14 protein-coding genes are annotated in these 21,251 nt (G+C 41.3%); 7 read left to right on the top strand and 7 right to left on the bottom strand.

What is annotated here, in order from left to right; all coding sequences use genetic code 11:
- The first annotated feature begins 101 nt into the window (after nt 1-101).
- Together P4S61_RS21850 and P4S61_RS21845 are read left to right on the top strand one after the other, a co-directional pair.
- Complete coding sequence (locus P4S61_RS21850) at nt 102-3,065, top strand: TonB-dependent receptor (RefSeq protein WP_337119191.1); 2,964 nt, start codon at nt 102-104, stop codon at nt 3,063-3,065.
- 78 nt (nt 3,066-3,143) lie between these two features.
- Entirely contained in the window at nt 3,144-9,314 is a 6,171-nt protein-coding gene (locus P4S61_RS21845; RefSeq protein WP_337119190.1) for a pectinesterase family protein, read from the top strand.
- Between the two features lie 610 nt (nt 9,315-9,924).
- Here P4S61_RS21845 and P4S61_RS21840 read toward each other — a convergent pair.
- The 6 genes from P4S61_RS21840 to P4S61_RS21815 form a co-directional block, all read right to left on the bottom strand.
- Nucleotides 9,925-10,944, bottom strand: coding sequence for a LacI family DNA-binding transcriptional regulator (locus tag P4S61_RS21840; RefSeq protein ID WP_145239108.1), 1,020 nt, complete (start codon nt 10,942-10,944; stop codon nt 9,925-9,927).
- A 190-nt stretch (nt 10,945-11,134) separates the two neighbouring features.
- Nucleotides 11,135-12,436: a TRAP transporter large permease gene (locus P4S61_RS21835; protein ID WP_145239111.1), complete on the bottom strand. Its 1,302-nt coding sequence runs from the start codon at nt 12,434-12,436 to the stop codon at nt 11,135-11,137.
- Nucleotides 12,436-12,924: a TRAP transporter small permease gene (locus P4S61_RS21830; protein WP_145239113.1), complete on the bottom strand. Its 489-nt coding sequence runs from the start codon at nt 12,922-12,924 to the stop codon at nt 12,436-12,438. Before P4S61_RS21830 ends, P4S61_RS21835 begins: the two co-directional genes overlap by 1 nt.
- A 9-nt stretch (nt 12,925-12,933) precedes the next feature.
- On the bottom strand, nt 12,934-13,911 hold the full coding sequence (locus P4S61_RS21825) for a TRAP transporter substrate-binding protein (protein ID WP_259397119.1): 978 nt from the start codon (nt 13,909-13,911) through the stop codon (nt 12,934-12,936).
- A gap of 41 nt (nt 13,912-13,952) precedes the next feature.
- The gene (gene kduI / locus P4S61_RS21820) at nt 13,953-14,795 is read right to left on the bottom strand and encodes a 5-dehydro-4-deoxy-D-glucuronate isomerase (protein WP_145239116.1); all 843 of its coding nucleotides are present in this window, start codon (nt 14,793-14,795) and stop codon (nt 13,953-13,955) included.
- Between the two features lie 23 nt (nt 14,796-14,818).
- The gene (locus tag P4S61_RS21815) at nt 14,819-15,583 is read right to left on the bottom strand and encodes an SDR family oxidoreductase (protein WP_337119189.1); all 765 of its coding nucleotides are present in this window, start codon (nt 15,581-15,583) and stop codon (nt 14,819-14,821) included.
- A gap of 185 nt (nt 15,584-15,768) precedes the next feature.
- On the opposite strand from P4S61_RS21815, the gene P4S61_RS21810 reads away from it, so the two are divergent.
- From P4S61_RS21810 to P4S61_RS21795, 4 genes are read left to right on the top strand one after another with little or no spacing between them, the layout of a single operon-like run.
- A complete protein-coding gene (locus P4S61_RS21810) occupies nt 15,769-17,226 on the top strand; it encodes a tagaturonate reductase (protein ID WP_145239122.1) in 1,458 nt (485 codons plus the stop codon).
- Nucleotide 17,227: 1 nt separating this feature from the next.
- On the top strand, nt 17,228-18,715 hold the full coding sequence (locus P4S61_RS21805) for a UxaA family hydrolase (RefSeq protein WP_145239125.1): 1,488 nt from the start codon (nt 17,228-17,230) through the stop codon (nt 18,713-18,715).
- Nucleotides 18,716-18,856 carry a hypothetical protein gene (locus P4S61_RS21800; RefSeq protein ID WP_337119188.1) on the top strand — a complete coding sequence of 47 codons (141 nt, stop codon included), beginning with the start codon at nt 18,716-18,718 and terminating at the stop codon, nt 18,854-18,856.
- Between the two features lie 20 nt (nt 18,857-18,876).
- Nucleotides 18,877-19,671 carry a sugar kinase gene (locus P4S61_RS21795; RefSeq protein WP_337119187.1) on the top strand — a complete coding sequence of 265 codons (795 nt, stop codon included), beginning with the start codon at nt 18,877-18,879 and terminating at the stop codon, nt 19,669-19,671.
- Between the two features lie 240 nt (nt 19,672-19,911).
- Here P4S61_RS21795 and P4S61_RS21790 read toward each other — a convergent pair whose 3' ends face one another.
- Nucleotides 19,912-20,664, bottom strand: a complete 753-nt coding sequence (locus tag P4S61_RS21790) for a siderophore-interacting protein (protein WP_182759774.1) — start codon at nt 20,662-20,664, stop codon at nt 19,912-19,914.
- Between the two features lie 110 nt (nt 20,665-20,774).
- Here P4S61_RS21790 and P4S61_RS21785 point away from each other — a divergent pair, with 110 nt between their 5' ends.
- A complete protein-coding gene (locus P4S61_RS21785) occupies nt 20,775-21,194 on the top strand; it encodes a MarR family winged helix-turn-helix transcriptional regulator (RefSeq protein WP_145239134.1) in 420 nt (139 codons plus the stop codon).
- Nucleotides 21,195-21,251 lie beyond the last annotated feature (57 nt).

The raw sequence follows: 21,251 nt of genomic DNA, 5'->3' as shown, positions 1-21,251 counted from the left end.
TTCATGTTATTCCATTTTGCCACCGGTGGCAAGTTGGGATTTGAATCAACGGGAATCGCATACCTTGCACACACAATTATAAGCCTGAAAAAGGAACAAAGATGAAGAGCATGAGATTAAGCACGATCGCAGCAGCATTAATGGTAGCTATGCCACTTTATGCGCAAACAACTGATCCTGCACAGCCAAAGGTACAGAATGACAAACCAACAACAAGCGCCGAGAAAACAGCAGCTAAAAAAACCGTAGAAGCTGAAGATGATATTGAAATCATTGCTGTAACAGGCGTTTATCAAGCAGATTTAAAAGCACGTGCCATGGAGCGCGATGCTAAAGCGTTTAGCTCAGTGATTGCCACGGATGACATGGGAAACTTTGTTGATCAAAATGTCGCAGAGTCATTACGCCGTATTCCTGGTGTCACTTTAGAGCGCAGTGAAGGTGAAGGTAAATATATTGCAGTTCGGGGGTTAGGTCCTAAATTCGTATCGGTGAGCATGAATGGTGCAGAACTATCTGGTGCGGGTGATGAACGTAAAATTGGCCTTGATGGTATCACTAGTGATTCATTAGGAGCCATTGAAGTATTTAAAACCCTTACCCCTGATATGAATCTAAATTCGATAGGTGGCGCAGTAAACGTCAAAGCTATCTCAGCATATGACCGTGGTAAAAACACCCTAAAAATGAAGCTGCAAGATTCATACAGTGAAATCAGAGAAGAACACTCGCCGAAGTTTAGCCTTGATGGCACACAGCTATTCTTAGACGAAAAAATAGGCGTTGGTTTTGCACTTTCTTATGAAGATAGGAAAACTCAAGTAGATGAGGTACGCCATCATAGCACTCGAGAATTAAACTTTTTACAAGGTGGCATTGGCCTCAGTGAAGAGCAATTAGGTGTTGCACCAGAAATATTGATCCCCGCGCAACTCGAAAACCGCCGTGAAATTGCTGATCGAACACGTACCACCGCAACTTTAAATGTTGAGTTTAAGCCAACCGCAGACAGTTTTTATTACATACGAGGTAACTACTCTAATTACACTGATGATGACGTTGCACAAAGAGAGTTTTATAACTTTTATAATGGCGACCAAGCCGATGAAATTATTTATGTAAATGCTGATACAAAAGAGTTTGCCCTGTCTGATATCGATATTTATAACCAATTTTTCATTCAGGAAGGTGAAACGACTACAACCAATTACAGTATCGGTGGTGAAAACTATATTACCGACACTTTACGCGTAGATTATGAATATGCGTATTCAAAAACAGATGATAAATCAGTGGGGGATCGCCGAGTTCAGTTTCGTGAGCGTGAGAATATCGTTTACGGTCAAGCAACTAAAAACAATATTGTTGCACAGGTGCTAACTCCTGAAGAAGCTGCTGCCTTAGGTGGTTTTGCGTTAGATCCAGATAATGATGTTTTTGCCGGTGAAGCCGATGGTGATATCAGCGATTTATCAAATATGGAATACGACAACTTATTTATGGAAGACAGTGTCCGCACTGATGAAGTCACCAGTATCAAGTTAAACTTACAAAAAGACTTTGATTTTGAGTACCTTAATTTCATTAAAATTGGTGGCACTTATAACGAACGCGAACACTTCCGTGATAAAGATCGCTGGAGCTATGCAATAAACCCTCTCGATTGTGGAACGGATGAAACCTGCATTACAGTCGCCAACTCAAATGTTACTGATTATAACTTTGCGGTTCCTGAGGGTGGCTTATTTACCTATCCTTTTGTTAGCAACGAAGACCTTGAGTACATAGTTGACTCAACTAAAATTACGCGCGGCAGTGCCACCGGTGGCGAGGTGTCAATTGACAGCACCAAAGAAGACTATACCTTATACGAAGATACCTACGCAGCTTATATTATGACTGAGCTGCAGCTATCAGAGCAGGTCAGTGTTATTACCGGTGTACGCTATGCACATACCGAATTTTCATCAACCGGTTATATGTCATTATCAAATGATGATTGGAATTTTGGCGGTGATCACACCTTAGATATTTCGGTACCTTTACCTGAGGCATCCATTACCTACAGTGAATTTTTCCCAAGTATGCATATACGCTACGAACCAAATCCTGAAATGTTGGTTCGTACATCACTGTGGACTAGTTATACCCGCCCTTCGTTTAAGCAAGCGCGTGGTTATGCGCGTTTTGATAGTGATATTAGTTTATGTGATCCAACGACTAATGAATGCTACAACTCACCAGATGGACAAAGCGCAATTGATTTACAAGGCTATATTTTAGGGCCTGACAATGCGTTACAAGTAGGTAACCCAAATCTAGTAGCCATGACATCTGATAACTTTGACGCTTCGTTTGGCTGGTATCCATCAAAAGAGTTATTTATGGAAGCTGCAGTATTTTACAAAAATATTGATAACTTCATCGTCGATGTCACTGGTATTCAAATGAGCATAGATGAGCTCCCGCTTACTTTACCTGTAAACCAAGTATCTGATTTTGCAATTCCTCAAGATCTTGCTCTAAATCAGGTTGATATCACCCTCAATGGTGATAAAGCCACAGTCTACGGGATTGAGCTTAGTTACAATCAGTTCTTCGAAAATGGCTTATTTTGGCAAAGTAATATGACCTTTGTAAAAAGTGAAGCCGAACTCGACGCCACTATTCGTCAAGACAAAATGCAGCTACCAGGCCAAGCAGATATCACCGGTAACATTGCTGTTGGTTGGGAAGATGAGACTTTCTCGTTACGCCTAATTAGTAATTACCGCTCAGATATCCTTGAAGAGGTTGGCTCTTGTCCCGTATCAGCTTCTGTATCAGACCCACATACCTGTAAGTCATGGGCTGATATATACCAAGACGATATCTTAACCTTTGATATGAAAGTGAAATATGATTTTACGAAAAGCCTCAGCGTGTATTTTGACGCGATTAACTTAACCGATGAAGCAGATTTACGTTATTTCAAAGGTAATGATTTATCCGGTGGTGAAATCCTCTATCAACGTGAAGATTATGGTCGTACGTTCCAGTTAGGTATGAATTATAAATTTTATTAACAGCTACTAATAATGAAAAACGTTAATTTCACACACAATTAACGCGTTAATGACGCGCTTTCATCCTTGGAGGGATGCATGAATAATACAATAAAAATACCATCGTGTTTGCTGATCACCGCGATCTTAGCAGGCTGCGGTGAAGATAGTTCTATCAATGTCAAAGAAGCCCCGTTACCACCAGTGCAAGGGGTATTTGTTGACAGCCCTGTTGCTGGTTTAACCTACAACAGCCCATCAATAAGCAATGGTGTAACAAACGCAAATGGACAATTCGATTACTTTAGAGGTGAAGCTATCGATTTCTCAATTGGTGCACTTACCTTCCCTACGGTCTCTGCCGCCAATGTATTGACTCCACTTGCTTTATTTTCGACAGATACCGTGTTTCATCCTGCTGTTATTAATAGTTTGCGTTTATTACAGTCACTAGATGTTGATGGTGATCCTAGCAATGGCATCACCATCAGCGAGCAAGCAGCACAAGCAGCCGTTATGACTTTAGCCGAAGGACAAACGATTACGGACTATTTTAGTAGCGATGAGTTTGAGGCAAACGTTAATGCGTGGCTCGCTGATGCAGGCTCAGCTAATAATACCTTAATTCCAGCTGATCAAGCGATTGTGCACTTTGTTGATTTTATTTTTAAGCAATACAACAGCACACAACCTTTAGCATTTAATACTGCCGATTTTAGCGGAACATTGTATAACCCGTTAGTACAAGGCAGTGAGGCAAGTATTGCACAGTTGATATTAACGCCCGTTGATGAAGCAAACCTTAGTGGCACATTCAGCCAAGTAGTGGATGGTAGCGAAACAGTAACAGGCAATTATTCGTTTTTATTTGGTAATCGCGTACTTGCACTGACCTCAGGTGAAGGCGAATCAGCTACCATAGAGTATATAATTTCTCGTTCCCATAATACGGTTAATAATACCTATAGTGTTTGTGCCACCAGCGATGCAAGTGCATTGGCAACACTGGTGCTTACTTGTGATAGTAATGATGATGCTAAAAACAATATTTTAGTGTTCTCCGAACAACAAGCTCAAGAAGAGTTAATCAAACTCAACGATTTAGCTCAGCAAGCTGGTTTAGCCTTAATTGAAGAGTTTGATACTGACACTGAAACATTTTTCTCATCGAGCTATAAAAGCTTATCGGATGAGCAAGGCAGCGGCCCGTTATATTTTAAAAGTGGCGGTAGTGCAAAAATTGACGATGTAGCAGGCCACCTAATTCTAGAAGGCGACCGTATTACAATCGGTAATACTCTGCCCGGCAAAGAATCAACAGCGACTGATAGCTCAGGTGTGGGGATTTATAATTTAAGCGAAGGGTTTACCATTAGCTTTGATGTTATTTCTCATAATAGTGCCGGTGGATTATCGCTGTATGTTGATAATAATACTGCCAGTCAAAGTAATTCAGTGCATGGTGGTGCTTCAAAGTTTTATGGTAAAGATATAAACGAAACCAACACCCCTGCAGGTAAAAAGTTCTCTTATACGTACATTCCAGGTGAAGATGTAAATACCGGCCCAGATCTAACTAATATCGATGCCCGTGGTATTTTAAATCCTGAGATTAAAAATTCATATTTCCAAATACGCACTGATTCAGCGGCAATGATTGTCATTGATAACTTAACCATTGAAACAGTTGCTACAGATGTGCCAGATGTTGAACCGCCAGTTGAGCCACCTGTTGAACCACCTGTTCAAGGTGAGATCCCAACAGTAGAATTACCAATTATCACTGACTTTACCGCACTTACTGCGGATATTTTCTCTGTTGATCATCAAAAAGTTATTGATGCTAACGGCGATGAAATCCCCATGTTTAGCAAAACAGGCGGCTCAGTCACTGTGATTGATACTGGATTAGAACTCAATGGAGGACGTTTCACATTAGGTAACACCACACCAGGTATTGAAACAGCAGCAACGGATACCACCACCAGTGGAGCACTGGATTTGTCTCGTCCTTATCAAGTGGTGATGGATATTGTCAGTGTAAGTGACCTTGAAGGTGATAATAAATTCCAAATTTATGTGGATAACAACTCATCAAGCAGTTCTAAATCAATCCATGGTAATGACTCACGTTTTTATAATGAATTGATCAACTCGCTTACCCCTGGTCAAACTTTAACAGTACCCGGAAAGCTTGCGACTAAAAATTCATTTTTACAGTTACGTACCGAAACTGGCGGCACTGTGGTTATCAATAACCTCAGAGTTGAGTATGTTAAAGATCCATCTGTATTTAGCTGCACGGATGCACCTGAACTGTATTTTTGTGATGACTTTGCCAATGGTGATTTAAATAATTGGCAAATTTTAGCCAAGCCAGATAACACAGAAGCCCCAATGGGTGAGTTTGATGTACTCGACATTATGGGTAATAACATGATGCGATACACCGCAGGCGGTGCTGGTGGCGAGCTAATTTTAGCCACTGAAGAAGCTATGGCAAACGTACCTGCGACAGGTAACTACTTTGTTGAAGCGAAAATTCGCCCACGTCAGAACTCTACAACGGCCAATAAGCAGATCTTTCTGATGGCACGCTATTTAAATGCCGGTAATTGGTACGCCGGTGGCTTAAATGTGCAAAACTCATCAAGCAGTACGCAAGTGGAAGTTGCCGTTAGTAGCGAAGGATCAATTTCGCGTCCGGTGCAAACAAAATCACCAATCTTACTCGGTGAAAAAGGCGCTACAGAAGATGGCGTTTGGTACACCACTCGCTTTGAAATGATTGATGACCAACTTACCGTGTACTTAGATGGTGAGAAAATGGGCTCTGCGACTGATACCAGCTATACAGCGCGTGGCTTAATTGGTGTGTTTACGAATAATCGTTCGTTTGAAATTGATGATGTAAAAGTGGGCGACCCTAGCATCAAGCCAATTCAGTTAACCCTTGATTACAAAGAGCCTAATTGGGACACAAGTACCAGTATGGATCCATTGTTGATCAACGTTACAGCAATTAAAAACGACGGTATCACAGCCGACACCTACACGGTCACTTCAAGCAATGAAGCAGTGGTGAGCGTTGCAATCGATGGAAATACGGTCACCCTTACACCGATTGCTGCAGGCGATGCAACGATCACATTTGTATCGGATTCAGACCCAAGTATTACCCGTACTATTAAAGTCTCTGTTGCAGAAGGCTTTGTTATGCCAACCGCTGACTATGGTGATTTAACAGCTAAAGTGATGCCAGCGATTGCTAGCGATAGCCAATTTGTTGATACCCAGTTATCGATTACTTTTGATAACGCCCCTACGTTTGGTAGTTTAGGTGAAATACGTATTTATAAACAAAACGACAACACCCTTGTTGATACCCTCAAAGTTGGTAAAAATGTCGATGTGATTGGTTACACAGGCCAAGATAGATTGCGCTCTGTGTACTACTACCCGCTCACGATTGAAGGCAATACCTTAACCATTAAACCGCATAATAATGTGCTTGAATATGGCCATACTTATCGTGTTGTCATTGGTGATGACGTGGTACTAGGCGCACAACTAAACGGTGCTGATTTTATTGGCCTCGGTGATAATAGCCAATGGACGTTCACCACTAAAGTGACAACGCCGGCAAGCAATCAACTACTGGTTGATGATGACGGTGTAGCTGACTTTAGAACCGTGCAAGGTGCACTTAACTTTGCAATGGCAAATCTTGCTAAAGATGAGCAAACCACCATTTCAGTCAAAGATGGTGTATATAATGAACTGCTATTCTTACGTAATAAAAATAACGTAACTATACAAGGGCAAAGCCAAGACAATACTATTATTCAGTACGAAAACTTCGAAACACTCAATGGTGGCTCAGGTGGCAGTGCGCCTGTAGGTTCTGGCACACCGAGTGGCGGTCGTGGTGTATTCTTAGTTGAAGGTGCGGATATGTTAGTGATCAACAACCTAACATTTAAAAACACGCATTTGCGTAACAAGGTTGATTCAAACCAAGCTGAAACAATTTACTTTAATAGTAATGGTCGTTTAGTGGCTAATAATGCCAGCTTTATTAGCGAACAAGATACCCTATTACTGAAAGGTTATAGCTGGTTCTACAACAGCTTAGTTGCTGGTAATGTTGACTTTATTTGGGGCTACCCGGTCACTGCATTATTTGAAGACAGTGAAATACGCACTATAGGTGACTCTAAAGACAATGACCCAACGAAAGACACCTCTGGAGGCTATGTATTACAAGCACGCGTACCTGTGCAAACAGATCCTGGCTTTATCTTTTTAAACAGTAGTTTTACTCATGGCCCAGGACCAATTGGCAATGATGTGTTAGATAATTCAACCTATATTGCACGCAGTGGTGGCAGTGACACATATTTCGATAACATAACGCTTATCAATAATAAATTTGATACTCACATTGCAACCTCAGGTTGGGCTGTGCAAGGTGTTAACAGTCAACCTGCACCAAATCCAGAAATTGCAACGGCTACCAGTGGCTGGCGCGAGTATGGCAGCATGGATTTAGCAGGTAATGCCCTTGATTTAAGTGCCCGTGTTGGCGGTTACATTATGCAAGACAGCGACGTGGTTAACTTACTTGAGCGTAATGCTATTTTTGCAAGCTTTAATGATGGCCAAGGTTGGACACCTGAACCACTAGCAATCCCAATCTTGCCAGATGAGCCAATTGCAATTACACCGGTGAATAATAGTCTGGGTTTTGCTGGTTATAATTTTAACCTAACCGGTGGCGAAGGTGGAACAGTCGTGACCGTTGATAATGGCACAGCGCTTAAATCGGCTTTAGCACAAGCAAAATCATCAGGTGTTCCAGTGACTATTTATGTCGACGGTGTCATTACTGATGCAAACAGTGGCGGCGATAATTCTTCTATCGAAATTAAAGATATGGATAATATCTCAATCATTGGTGTGGCAGATCGTGGTGAGCTAAGTGGTATCGGCATTGCTATTCGTCGTGCTAATAACATCATTATCCAAAACTTAAAAATCCATGAAGTACTTACCGGCGGTAAAGATGGTATTTCGATTGAAGGTGATGAAAATAAACCTACCGCGAATATCTGGATTGATCATAACGAACTATATTCATCGTTAAATGTTGATCAAGATTATTATGATGGTTTAATCGATTCTAAATCGGGTGCTGAAAACATTACCATTTCATATAACTATATTCACGATAGCTGGAAAACGTCACTCCATGGTCACAGTGATGATGACTCGAGCAGCAACAAGAATCGTCATATTACCTTTCACCATAACCGCTTTGAAAACATCATATCGCGTGTTCCGTTGTTTAGATTTGGTCAAGGTCATCTCTTCAACAACTATTATAACAATATCACCTCTAGCGCGATTAACTCACGAATGGGCGCAGAGCTTCATATTGAAAATAACTACTTTGAGCATACTAAAAATCCTGTGGTCTCTTTTTACTCAAAAGTAATTGGTTATTGGAATACCTCGGGTAACTACCTAGGTGAAGGTGTTACTTGGGGTGATGTGGCTGACGGCGATGTGGTTGCAGAGGTTACTGCTACTGGTATGACACCCACCAGCTCATACCAAGCACCTTATGAGTATAAGTTAACACCAGTAATGGATGTTAAAGCGCATGTTATTGCCCATGCCGGTATTGGTAAAATAGATCAAAGCGATTTAGGCATCCCAGACATTGCAGCGCCAAGTGAGCCACCTGTGCAACAGCCGCTTGGGTTACCCTTTACTGAAAATTTTGCCGCAGCAAATGCTGACGAATTTTTTAGTAATAGCTACCGCGACCTATCAGGTTTAGCGGGTACGGGGACCCCGCTGTTTCATCGTGTCACAGGCACAATCGATGTATCCACTGGGCAACTAACCATGACAGGTGCACGTATTAGCATTGCCAATACCACCCCTGCGGTGAATACCACCTCAGCGGATGCAAGCACAACGGGTCTACTTGATTTAAGTAACAGTTATCAAGTGAGCTTTCAAGTCGCGGCTGTAGCAGGCAATACCGCAAAAAGCTTCCAAATATATGTAGATAACAACACCTCTGGTAGCGCTAATTCAATCCACGGTGGTTCATCGAAGTTCTACTCAGTACAGCTTCAAGACTTAGTCCCAGGTCAAACGTACACCGTCGATGGATTGGTAGCCACAGCTACCTCATTCATCACTCTCAGAACGGAAAGTGAAGCAACTATCACATTGGATGAAATAACCATCCAATAGTTGTAATGAGAGCAGCCAAGCGCTGCTTTCACACAATTTGATAGTTACCAATACCCTTGCCCCGCACAGCAAGGGTATTTTTTTATCCATATCATTCCTTTCTCTTTGCGCAACAAAATCTTCAAGTTAATAATTCACAAAGAGATTAACAGGCGCTGCGGTTAAAGAGCGAGGGCATGAAGTTAACGTTATTAAATTGAGTTAGTAATTTTTCAAGTACGACTGCATAGATGCAGGAGGTAGAGCAATGCAGGAGCAATTGCCAAGAACACCCTATCAAAATTTCTGACTTGTTATCACTGTATTTATCTGTCGCTATAAATGGTCAGTAACTTAATACGATTGACATCAGCCAGGGCTTACAGCGCTCAAAATGTTCCAGATATTAAAAACGAACGCTATGCATTTTATCCTTTAGGCAGCATATCGGCCGTTTCGTTTAACACCGATATTTCATGCTATTTTATCAAAGGTGCTCCTCAAATTTAATTAACTCATGAATTAAATCAAAAAAGTATTTATTGGATTACGGATAGAAGTAAGCGCCCTACTGTCAGTAAGGCGCTTTGTATGTCTGTAACAAAAATATTATGAGGGGGTTTAATCGGTACTATTTAGCGCATCTGTTGGTAGATTCACGCTTCACTAAGTAAGGAGTGACTACGTCATCTAATTTAATTTTTTCACTTTGTGTCGATTGGCTTTTATTGATGAGTTTTTGTACCGCTAAACATGCCATGTTTTGTACAGGTCTTCGAATAGTCGTTAGCGATGGAATGATCCGTGAAGCCAAAATATTATCATCAAAACCTGCTACTGATAGCTGTTCTGGTACTTTGATATTTAAATTACTGGCAACCCGTAATACCCCCGCCGCCATTTCGTCGTTGTTAGCAACAATGGCCGTTGGTCTTGGTTCAGTGCTTAACAACGTCATAGCGCATTCAATACCACTTTCGTAACTATTTTTGCCTTCAATAATACGATTTCCTGGCAGTTGCACATTACATTGTTGCAGTTCAGCTAAAAAGCCGGCTAAGCGTTCAATTGAAGAACGATAAACCTGCGGTCCAGAAATAAAACCAATGTCTTTATGGCCAAGTTCAACCAAATAGCTGGCCATTTCTTTCATTGCTGCGCGTTCGTCTGAGACCACAATGTTATCAGCATCATCTAAATCTACCGATGCTAAGCGCACATAAGGACAACCTGCTTCACGAATTGCTGCAGCTAACTCTTTGTTTTCAGATACTGGCGGTAAAATAATCACGCCATCAAGCTTAGAGCGAGAGATAAATGACAGGCAATCGTCAATAAATTCAGCACTTTTAGAGTAACTAGGATGAACAACCAATTCATAGCCAAGTTCAGAGCAGACGCTTAATGCACCTCGTTGCACCTGATCAATATACAATGCATCGGGGTTATCATAAATTAAACCTAATAAGTAAGAACGACTTGATGCCAGCCCCCGTGCTTGTTTGTCAGGAGAAAAACCAACTTCGCTGATAATTTTAAGCACTCGCTCCCGCGTCGCTTCACCCACAGCGGGAGAGCGGTTGATCACACGTGAAACTGTGCGCTTTGAAACACCGCACAGCTTAGCTACATCATTAATCGTTACTGACATAAAAGTTCCTATTTAGGATGATTGCAAAGTTTAACACTAACCGTAGATCCATAGAAGTAGTTAGTCAGCTCTTGTTATACATTGACTACTTTGATTTAAAAGAAAAATGGAGCTGTTGAGCTCCATCACAGATTTGTTTGATTAAGTTGGCCTAAACGCTGGCAAATAAATTATCCCAAGTTCAGGTTAGTTACTCGATTAAACCAAATAAACGCGGTAACGTTTCACTGATCGCCGGTACATATGTAACCAACATCAATACCAGAAACATCACAGCATACAGCGGCATCATTGGCTTAATTATTTTATGTAACGATGTTTTCGCCACCGCACAACTGACAAACAGCACACTCCCAACTGGCGGAGACACCAAGCCAATTGATAAGTTTAATACAATCATAATCCCAAATTGAATCGGCGACATACCAAATTGCTCAGCTACCGGTAAAAAGATCGGTGTAAAAATCAATACCGCAGGCGTCATATCAATAAACGCGCCAACCAAAATTAAAATCAGATTGATTAACAACAAGATTAAAATCGGATTATCACTGAGTGTTAAAAAGAACTCACTGACCAGCTGTGGAATATGTGTGTATGACAATAACCATGACATGCCCGAAGACGCGGCAATGATCAGCATTACAATAGCCGTTGTTTCACAAGCTTTTAGTAATATAGCAGGCATTTCAGCTATATTGATTTCTTTGTAGATAAATACCGACAGTATTAAAGCATAAATAACGGCAATAGCGCCGGCTTCAGTTGCGGTAAATACACCGCCAATAATGCCGCCAATAACAATAAAAATAAGCAACAAGCTTGGCAAAGCTGCGAGTATTTTTTTCATCACAATGTTAAATGGCAGTCTTGCTGTTACTGGGTAGTTGTTTTTAATCGAGTAAATAGCGCAAACAATCATCAATGCCAGCCCTACTAAAATACCCGGTAAGTAGCCGGCAATAAATAATGCCGCAATCGACACCCCACCACTGGCGATGGCATAGATAATTAAAATATTACTCGGTGGTATTAACATGCCCGTAGTGGCTGCACTTGCGGTAACCGCCGCAGCAAAACTGGCACTGTAACCATGTTTTTTCATTTCTGGCACCATAAAACTACCAATCGCCGATGTGGCTGCAACGGCAGAGCCTGATATTGCACCAAATAACATGCACGACATTACATTTACGAGTGCCAGGCCGCCAGGTAAAAAGCCTATCATCGCCATAGCACATTCAATCAGCCGTTTAGCAATGCCGCCTTGACCCATTATCAATCCAGACAAGATAAAAAATGGGATTGCCAATAATGCGAAACTATCAATGCCACCGGCCATTTGTTGGGCTATGGTCGTAGTGGCAGGCGTAAAATCAATGTGCATTAATAGCGCTGCTAATGTTGATAGCGCAATACACAAAGAAATAGGTACATTAATAAATAACAATACAAAAAAACAAACGATTAAAACAATTGCTGTTAAGTCCATTACGCTTCCTCCGTGAATTTTTGCTGTGCATAATTGATCAGGTTTTCAATGCAATTAATCACAATCAACACCCCGCTCAGCGGTAAAACGATATACACATAACCCATGTTGATCTCAAGCGCCGCTGAGGTTTGCTTTAATTCAAAGCTCAGCATCATCAATTGGCTGCCGCCATACACTAAAATACTTAATGCTGTGATCAGCACGCAGATTTCGATTACAAATGAACACTTATACCTAAGTGACGGGATCATTTTTTGATAAAACAGATCAAGTCCTAAATGTGCTTTAGTACGATACGCATACGAAGCGCCCAAGACACCAATCCAAATCAGGATAAAACGCGCTAACTCTTCGGTGTATGAGCTCGGTGCACGTAAAATAAATCGTGAAAATACTTGCCAACAAACAACGGTTACAATTGCTATCATGGCCAAAATCAGTAATCGCTCTATGATGCGATTTAAGTGTGTGTTGAGTTGTCGCATTGTTTGCTCCTACATGCTTTTTATTTTTTTAATGTGAGCTGCAACCGCTGTATCAGCGAACGAAGCATGAAAATCAGCCACTTTATCTTGAAACGCTTGTTTGTCAGGGTAGGTCACTTGTACGCCTTCTGCGATAACTGCTTTAAGCGCCTCATCAGATGCGTTTTGCCACAATGAACGTTGGTACTCAACAGAGTCGGCCATCGCTTGGGTTAACCACTGTTGTTGTTCGTTGTTAAGTGAGTTCCAAACTTCTAAGCTTGCTAAAATTACATCTGGAACAAAGGTATGTTCGTCCAGCGAATAATATTTAGCGATTTCGTAATGACGAGATAAGTAATAGCTTGGCGGATTGTTCTCTGCGCCATCAACTACACCTTGTTGCAGTGCGGCATATAATTCGCCCCATGCAATCGGTGCTGCAGCGCCGCCTAAAGCCTGCACTGTTGCTACTGCTGTAGGGCTATTTAACACGCGAATTTTTTTACCTATTAAATCATCTGGGGTATTAATCGCGCCATTGGTGGTGTAAAAGCTGCGGCTGCCTGCATCGTAATAGCCCAAACCTTTAAGCCTTGCAGTGCTCACTTTATTAAGTAGATCGGTGCCTAAGTCACTTTTAAGTACACGCCAAAAATGTTCACTATCGCGAAACAAATACGGAATGCCAAACACTTTCATCTCAGGTACAAAGCCTTCCAGCGGGCTTGCCGATACTTTAGTGATTGATAAACTTCCAATTTGTAACAACTCAATGAGTTCACGTTCAGACCCCAACTGACCACCTGGATAGATAACAATTTCCATTGTGCCATTTGAATAAAATGCCAAACGTTCAGCCATATATTCCATTGCTTGATGCACCACATGGCGGGTGTCTAATGTATGTGCCAAAGTTAATCGCACTGTTTTTTTGTCATCAGTGCAACTAGTTAGCAAAAATAACGACAAAACTAGCATTATCTTTATGAGAAGATTTCTATTCATTATTATTTCTTCTTATCGCTATATGATCATTAAAGAGCTGATTATCTCAGCTCGCTTGGTTGATATTTATCCATATCATCATAATCGAGGTTTTCACCAGCCATGCCCCAAATAAAACTGTAGTTTTGTGTGCCAGCACCTGAGTGAATTGACCATGGTGGCGATACCACTGCTTGCTCGTTATGTACCCAAATATGGCGAGTTTCAGTCGGCTCGCCCATAAAGTGACACACCGCTTGCTGCTCTGGCACTTCAAAATAAAAATACACTTCGTTGCGACGATCATGCTGATGAGCTGGCATGGTATTCCAGACGCTGCCTGGTTTTAATTCCGTTAGCCCCATTTGTAGTTGGCATGTTTGTACTACGGTATTGATCAGCATCTGATTAATATCGCGCTCATTGGAGGTTTCAAGCGCACCTAAATGCAATACATTGGCATCATTACGTGTCACTAACTTATTTGGATATTTGTGGTGAGCTGGTGCAGAATTAAGATAAAATTTTGCCGGATTGCCACTGTCATGACTAGTAAACAGCACCTCATTGGTATCTTTACCTAAATACAAGGCATCTTTATAGCCAAGCTGAAAATCTTCTCCATCAGCAGTCACCGTGCCGCTGCCGCCAACATTGATCACACCAAGCTCTCTACCCGTTAAAAAGTTTGCTGCTTTTAAGTTGTCTACCGTTTCTAACCTAAGCGGTGCGCTGGTTGGCACCGCACTGCCCACCATAAAACGCTCGTAGTGAGTGTATAACCAATAAATGGTGTTCTCTTGCATGAGTTTGTCGACCAAAAACTCATCTCTTAACTGTTGGGTGTCATAGCCTTTAACTTCATTTGGACCAACGGCATAACGTGACTCTATTTGTGTGCTCATAACATGCTACCTAAAATTAAAAATTATCGTGCTAACCAGCCACCATCAACCGCGATAATATGGCCATTGACATAGTCACTGGCTGTTGATGATAAAAATATGGCTGAACCAATTAAGTCTTCTGCTTCACCCCAACGCCCCGCAGGGATACGCTTTTCAATTTCACTATTACGAGCGGCATCATCTTGTAATGCTTGGGTGTTATCGGTTCTAAAATAACCTGGCGCAATAGCATTAACCTGAATATTGTGTTGCGCCCATTCGTTTGCCAGCGCTTTAGTAAGACCCGCTACCGCATGTTTGCTCGCGGTATATGCTGGGACTGTCATACCGCCGCTGTATGACAGCATTGAGGCAATATTAATTATTTTGCCAAACCCTTGTTTGATCATGTTTGGCGCAACCGCTTGGGCCAATAAAAAACTGGCATCAAGGTTTACTTTCATCACGTTCTGCCATTGCTCATACGGGTAATCCACCGCAGGGCTGCGAAATATTGTGCCGCCAACATTAACCAAAATATCAATACCGCCATGATTAGCTAAGGCTGTAGCTGCTAAGGCATTCACTGAATCCGTATTACTCAAATCAGCTGCATAATCATACGCCTCACCACCGCGCTCTTTGATCATCTGACACGTTGCTTGGCAGCCGTGCTCTTTACTACTACTGCAAATAACCTTGGCGCCAGCAGCTGCTAAACCCAGTGCAATTTGTTGACCCAGTCCGCGGCTTGCACCGGTGACGAGTGCCGTTTTTGAAGTTAGATCAAACAAAGTGGCTGTCATTTTAAATTCCTGTATAAAGTGTTTATTACGTAATTACTAATTCAATGTAAATTGAATTGACTAAACTTGTTAATACCCATTCTTCGCTACCGGTGGCAATTTGTCAAATATTATTTGCCACCGGTGGCAAATATAGCTAAGATGTAAATATCAATCAGCCCATATAACGTTTATAGGTTCATATTATGCAAGCACTGAATAGAAAAAACTTTAATAAAAACAAATACCCAACAAAAATAATGCAATACGGTGAGGGGAATTTCTTGCGTGCATTTATCGATTGGCAAATTGATAAACTCAATGAAACAAGTGATCTAAACGCCGGCGTTGCGGTGATCCGCCCTATTGATTATGACGCAATTCCTTTACTTAATGTTCAAGATGGTTTGTATACCACTATTATTCGTGGCTTAAACGAGCAAGGTGAAACCGTCGCCGATCACCGTATTATTAGTTCAATTAATGAAGAAATTCCTGTCTATAAAGATTTTCCGCGTTATATGGCATTAGCTGAGAATCCGGATCTGAAAATTATTTTTTCAAATACCACTGAAGCTGGTATTGAATATATTGATACTGATAAACTCGATGACGCTCCCGCTAAAGCATTCCCAGCTAAATTAACGCAGTGGTTGTTCCATCGCTTTAATCACTTTAACGGCTCAGCTGACAGCGGCATGGTGATCATCCCTTGTGAGTTAATTGACTACAACGGCGAGAAACTCAAAGAAATCGTGTTTCAATACTGCCAACTTTGGCAACTACCTGAGGCGTTTTCAAGCTGGTTGAATGAAGCTAACCACTTTTGCTCAAGCTTAGTTGACCGTATTGTCACTGGCTTCCCCCGTGATGAGCATCAACAACTACAAGAATCGTTAGGTTATTTAGATAACTTTATGGTGACCGCTGAGTACTTTCACTTGTTTGTTATTCAAGGACCGCAGCATCTAGCTGAATTATTATGCTTGCAAGACAGTGATCTAAATATAAAAATTGTTGATGATATTTCACCTTACAAACAACAAAAAGTCGGTATTTTAAATGGTGCTCATACGGCTTTAGTGCCACTAGCTTACATGGCGAACATTGATTCTGTGGGCGATGCGCTGGCCGATCCTTTGTTTGAAAAATACCTAACACAATTAATCTTTGCTGAAATTATTCCCACTCTTGATTTACCTGAAGATGAATTAAAGCGCTTTGCCAATGATGTACTGAACCGCTTTAGAAATCCGTATATTTGCCATTTATTACTGGCTATTTCACTCAACAGTATGACTAAATTTAAGACCCGTATTTTGCCGCAGTTGCACACCTATGTGAAAACAAATAACGCCGTACCGAATATGATGGCATTGGCTATTGCAGGGCAAATTTTGATGTATAAAGGCCTACGTAATGAGCAGCAAATTGAATTGAGCGATGCACCACAATGGCTAGAACTATTTAATACCCTGTGGCATGACTTTGATAACAACACCCTATCCTTAAACACGCTTGTTGAACAAGTACTAGGGGCACAATGGCATTGGGAAAGTGATTTAAATGAACTTCCTGAATTAACTGCCACCGTTACAGCTCACCTACGTAATATGCTCACTGAAGGTGTAGCTACTACGCTTACTAACCAGTTAGGCCAATAATATGAAACCATTAATTAAACTACACCCAACTGATGATGTTGCCATTGCAATGCGTAATATCACCGCTGGTGAAATATTGCCCGTTGATGGCGAAGAGATCTTAGTCAATGAGAACATTGATAAAGGCCATAAAGTGGCGCTGCGTGATATTAATAAACAAGAGAATGTTATTAAATACGGTGCCCCCATTGGCTTTGCCCTAGAGAATATTCAAAAAGGCGGTTGGGTGCATACCCATTGCGTTAAAACCACCCTCAATGATGAACTGGATTATCAGTATATTCCTGAGTTTATTGAGCAAAGTGAAGCGACCCCTTCGCCTGAAGTAAATATTTATCGTAGACAAAACGGTGAAATTGGCATTCGTAATGAAATCTGGCTGATCCCTACGGTAGGCTGTGTTAATGGCATGATCAACCAAATGATCAAAGAGTTTAAACTGCGTCATCCACAATTAGAAATTGATGGCATTTATGCGTTTCCTCACCAGTTTGGCTGCTCTCAGCTGGGCGATGATTTAGACACAACACGGATACTGCTACAAAACATGGCACTGCATCCAAATGCTGGTGGCGCTTTAGTCGTTGGCTTAGGCTGTGAAAATAATCAATTACCGGCATTTCGTGATGGCTTAGGGGATTACGATGAAGGCCGAATTAAGTTTTTGATCACCCAACAAGCGGATGACGAAATTGAAGAAGGCGTTGCGCTACTTGAACAAATTTATGCCCAAGTAAAACAAGATAAACGTCAACCAGGTACTTTATCTGAAGTAAAGTTTGGCCTTGAATGTGGTGGCAGCGATGGTTTGTCTGGTATCACGGCGAATCCGATGCTGGGTTATTTTTCAGATTATTTAATTGCTCAAGGTGGCACAACGGTATTAACCGAAGTACCTGAAATGTTTGGCGCTGAAACTTTATTAATGTCGCGCTGTAAAGACGAGGAAACCTTTAACAAGCTCGTTAACATGGTTAATAACTTTAAAGGTTATTACAAAGCTCATAATCAACCTATTTATGAAAATCCGTCGCCAGGTAATAAAAAAGGCGGGATCACTACCTTAGAAGATAAATCATTAGGGTGTACGCAAAAAGCCGGCACCAGTAAAGTACAAGCGGTTTTACACTATGGTGAACGCCTGCAAATACCTGGATTAAATCTATTAGATGCACCAGGTAACGACCCTATTGCCACCAGCGCACTTGGTGCTGCAGGTTGTCATATGGTGTTATTTACCACTGGCCGCGGTACGCCTTATGGTGGATTTGTGCCAACGTTAAAAATTGCTACTAATTCAGAACTTGCCAATAAGAAAAAACGCTGGATAGATTTTGACGCTGGCGTTTTAATTAACGATGTCTCAATGGAGCAAGTCCACGGGGAGTTTGTTGAACTGCTAGTCAACATCGTAAACGGCCAACCAACTTGCAATGAAATAAACGACATTCGTGAAGTCGCTATTTGGAAAAAAGGAGTGACGTTATAAATGACACCTAAGTCCATCGCAATTATTGGCGAATGTATGGTTGAGCTTAGCGGCCAACCATTTACTGCTATGCAACAAAATTATGGCGGCGACAGCATGAATACCGCCATTTACTTAAAAAACTCGCAGGCAATGAAGTAAACGTCAATTACGTCAGTGCCATGGGCACTGATCCACTAAGTCGTGCACTAATTGAAAAATGGCAAGCTCACCATATTAATACTGACAATGTGCTGCTCAGTCATAACAAACAACCAGGTTTGTATATGATTCAAAACGATGTGTCAGGGGAGCGTACTTTTCAGTATTGGCGTAGCGACTCAGCCGCTAAATATTTATTGCAACATACTGATTTTAAAAAAGTACTAACCAGCCTTGCCGAAGTTGATGCTATTTATTTATCGGGGATCTCGCTGGCAATTTTAGCAGAGCAAGATTGCCATACTTTACTCAGCCATTTAGCGTTACTAAAACAGCAAGGGATAAAAATTATTTATGATAGCAACTATCGCCCTGCATTATGGTCAAGCAAAATGCACTGCCACCTTGCCAATAATAAAGCATACGCACTAGCCGATTTAGCATTAGTGACCTTTGACGATGAAGCACAATTATGGGGAGATAGTAATGTTGCGCAATGTACCGAGCGTTTGCACCAACAAGGCGCTCACGAGGTCGTTGTAAAACTCGGCGCAGATGGCTGCCAATACAGTAAAAAACACCTTGATAATTCAATTTCAGTCGAGCTGTTTAATACTGTCGCTGTAGAAAAAGTGATCGACACTACCGCCGCAGGTGACTCATTTAACGCAGGCTTTTTAGCCCAGTGGTTAACAGAGCAACCTATAAAACAATGTGCACAAGCGGGTAATTTACTGGCCGCCCAAGTGATCCAAAAGCGTGGAGCAATTGTCGAGATAGACATTGCGACAATCAAACACACAATAAAGGCTTAGCTATTTTTTCTTGCTCTACATCAAAAACTACTAATACAGTGAGCGCTTTATTTAGCCCGCTAGAATGGTTAAATACTTAAATCGATTAGTTAAGACTCTTTAACGTCTCGACACCGAACCTGAGTGCATACCTAAGTTTACTTATTCTAAAGTAAGTGCTGTGAGACGCTTATTTTGTTTAAGTAAACTTCCTCTCATGGGTATGCACTCTAATTCCCTTACTTGCTGCTAATAATGTGATTAAACCGTTAGCTTGCCATCTGCATCAACACCTTGCTTCCAATACGCTGAGCAGACAATCTTCTCACGCGGTATTGCATATTTATCAATCGCTAAATCTTTAATGGTGCGCACAATAGCAGCTTCTAGCGCCATGAAAATCAATGGTTTTTGCGTATATTGATTCAATAGCACTGAAGCCTGATCAACCACATCTATTTGCGGCTGCATTGTAATTAACCAATTTATAGTGTGTTTGCTGTGTGCTTTGATTGTATCGAGCTCGATAACATCCTGCGCGTCAGCAACATGAATGATCACATCAACATCAGCTGTTGCAGGTAGTTGCTGTAAATACCCGTTAATAGCATTAACTGAGGTTAAATCAGCAATCATCAAATACTGCGACTGACTAAAATCATCAAGCTTTTTAGGGCCAGGGCCTGCAATTGCGAGTTTATCACCAGGCTTTGCTTGTTTAGCCCAATCAGTTGCGATACCACGATGCTGATTGACGACAAAATCAAGCGTAATTGTATGGTTAATAGTATCTATAGCTCTGATTGTATATGAGCGCTTAGGTGCAGGTTCAGCTGCTTTGAGGTCAATTTCAACCTCATCTTGTCCAGCATGTGGTAATAGTACTTTTACGTACGCACCTTGTTGATCCGCAGGAAAATCATGAAACTCATCTGAGCCAACAACCAGACGCTTTAAATGCGGGGCTATCGCTGTTGTGCTTATTACGGTTGCACGACGTACTTTTCTACTCATTTTGATCTCCTCAGAAGGTTTATTTACGTGTTTAATTGCACAACGCCCCATTGGTTGATAAAATCAACTATAGCAATTTAATTGACTTTGTCAACCATTATGGATTTATTATGAACTCTTCATTGGCCAATACATTATTTGCTTTAATGCAAAATTATCGCGTTACCATACGAGAAGCTATTAATGCAGGTGAGCTTGGGTTAAACGCAATGCATGTGCGTTGCCTACATATTATTGCAGCGACAACTCACTGCACTGCTAACGATATTGTGAATCAAACCCAGCGCGATAAAGCGCAAATTGCACGCTTAGTTAAAGAACTAATTACATTAAAGCTGATTGACAAAGATGCCAGTGAGCACGATAAGCGTTGCTTTATCTTATCGTTTACCTCTGAAGGTCATGCTCTTTATGACAAACTATTAAACGCCGAACAGCATGTTAATGAGCAAATGTGCAAAAACTTAAACTCTCAACAAATCAATGACTTTTTAGATACTGCTCAAAAAATGATTAAAAATATGCAGTGATCGCAGATCCATTACTTGGCATAAGTTAACTAAAACACATATACTGTACACTTATAC

The organism is Pseudoalteromonas sp. B160 (assembly GCF_037162485.1).
Lineage (GTDB): Bacteria > Pseudomonadota > Gammaproteobacteria > Enterobacterales > Alteromonadaceae > Pseudoalteromonas > Pseudoalteromonas rhizosphaerae.
This window is presented reverse-complemented; position numbering and strand designations above follow the sequence as displayed.

Coding starts and splice junctions, on each gene's coding strand:
- P4S61_RS21810 (WP_145239122.1), top strand. CDS start 15,769: ATGCAAGCACTGAATAGAAAAAACTTTAATAAAAACAAATACCCAACA.
- kduI (WP_145239116.1), bottom strand. CDS start 14,795: ATGAGCACACAAATAGAGTCACGTTATGCCGTTGGTCCAAATGAAGTT.
- P4S61_RS21800 (WP_337119188.1), top strand. CDS start 18,716: ATGACACCTAAGTCCATCGCAATTATTGGCGAATGTATGGTTGAGCTT.
- P4S61_RS21805 (WP_145239125.1), top strand. CDS start 17,228: ATGAAACCATTAATTAAACTACACCCAACTGATGATGTTGCCATTGCA.
- P4S61_RS21785 (WP_145239134.1), top strand. CDS start 20,775: ATGAACTCTTCATTGGCCAATACATTATTTGCTTTAATGCAAAATTAT.
- P4S61_RS21830 (WP_145239113.1), bottom strand. CDS start 12,924: ATGCGACAACTCAACACACACTTAAATCGCATCATAGAGCGATTACTG.
- P4S61_RS21850 (WP_337119191.1), top strand. CDS start 102: ATGAAGAGCATGAGATTAAGCACGATCGCAGCAGCATTAATGGTAGCT.
- P4S61_RS21825 (WP_259397119.1), bottom strand. CDS start 13,911: ATGAATAGAAATCTTCTCATAAAGATAATGCTAGTTTTGTCGTTATTT.
- P4S61_RS21835 (WP_145239111.1), bottom strand. CDS start 12,436: ATGGACTTAACAGCAATTGTTTTAATCGTTTGTTTTTTTGTATTGTTA.
- P4S61_RS21795 (WP_337119187.1), top strand. CDS start 18,877: ATGGGCACTGATCCACTAAGTCGTGCACTAATTGAAAAATGGCAAGCT.
- P4S61_RS21815 (WP_337119189.1), bottom strand. CDS start 15,583: ATGACAGCCACTTTGTTTGATCTAACTTCAAAAACGGCACTCGTCACC.
- P4S61_RS21790 (WP_182759774.1), bottom strand. CDS start 20,664: ATGAGTAGAAAAGTACGTCGTGCAACCGTAATAAGCACAACAGCGATA.
- P4S61_RS21845 (WP_337119190.1), top strand. CDS start 3,144: ATGAATAATACAATAAAAATACCATCGTGTTTGCTGATCACCGCGATC.
- P4S61_RS21840 (WP_145239108.1), bottom strand. CDS start 10,944: ATGTCAGTAACGATTAATGATGTAGCTAAGCTGTGCGGTGTTTCAAAG.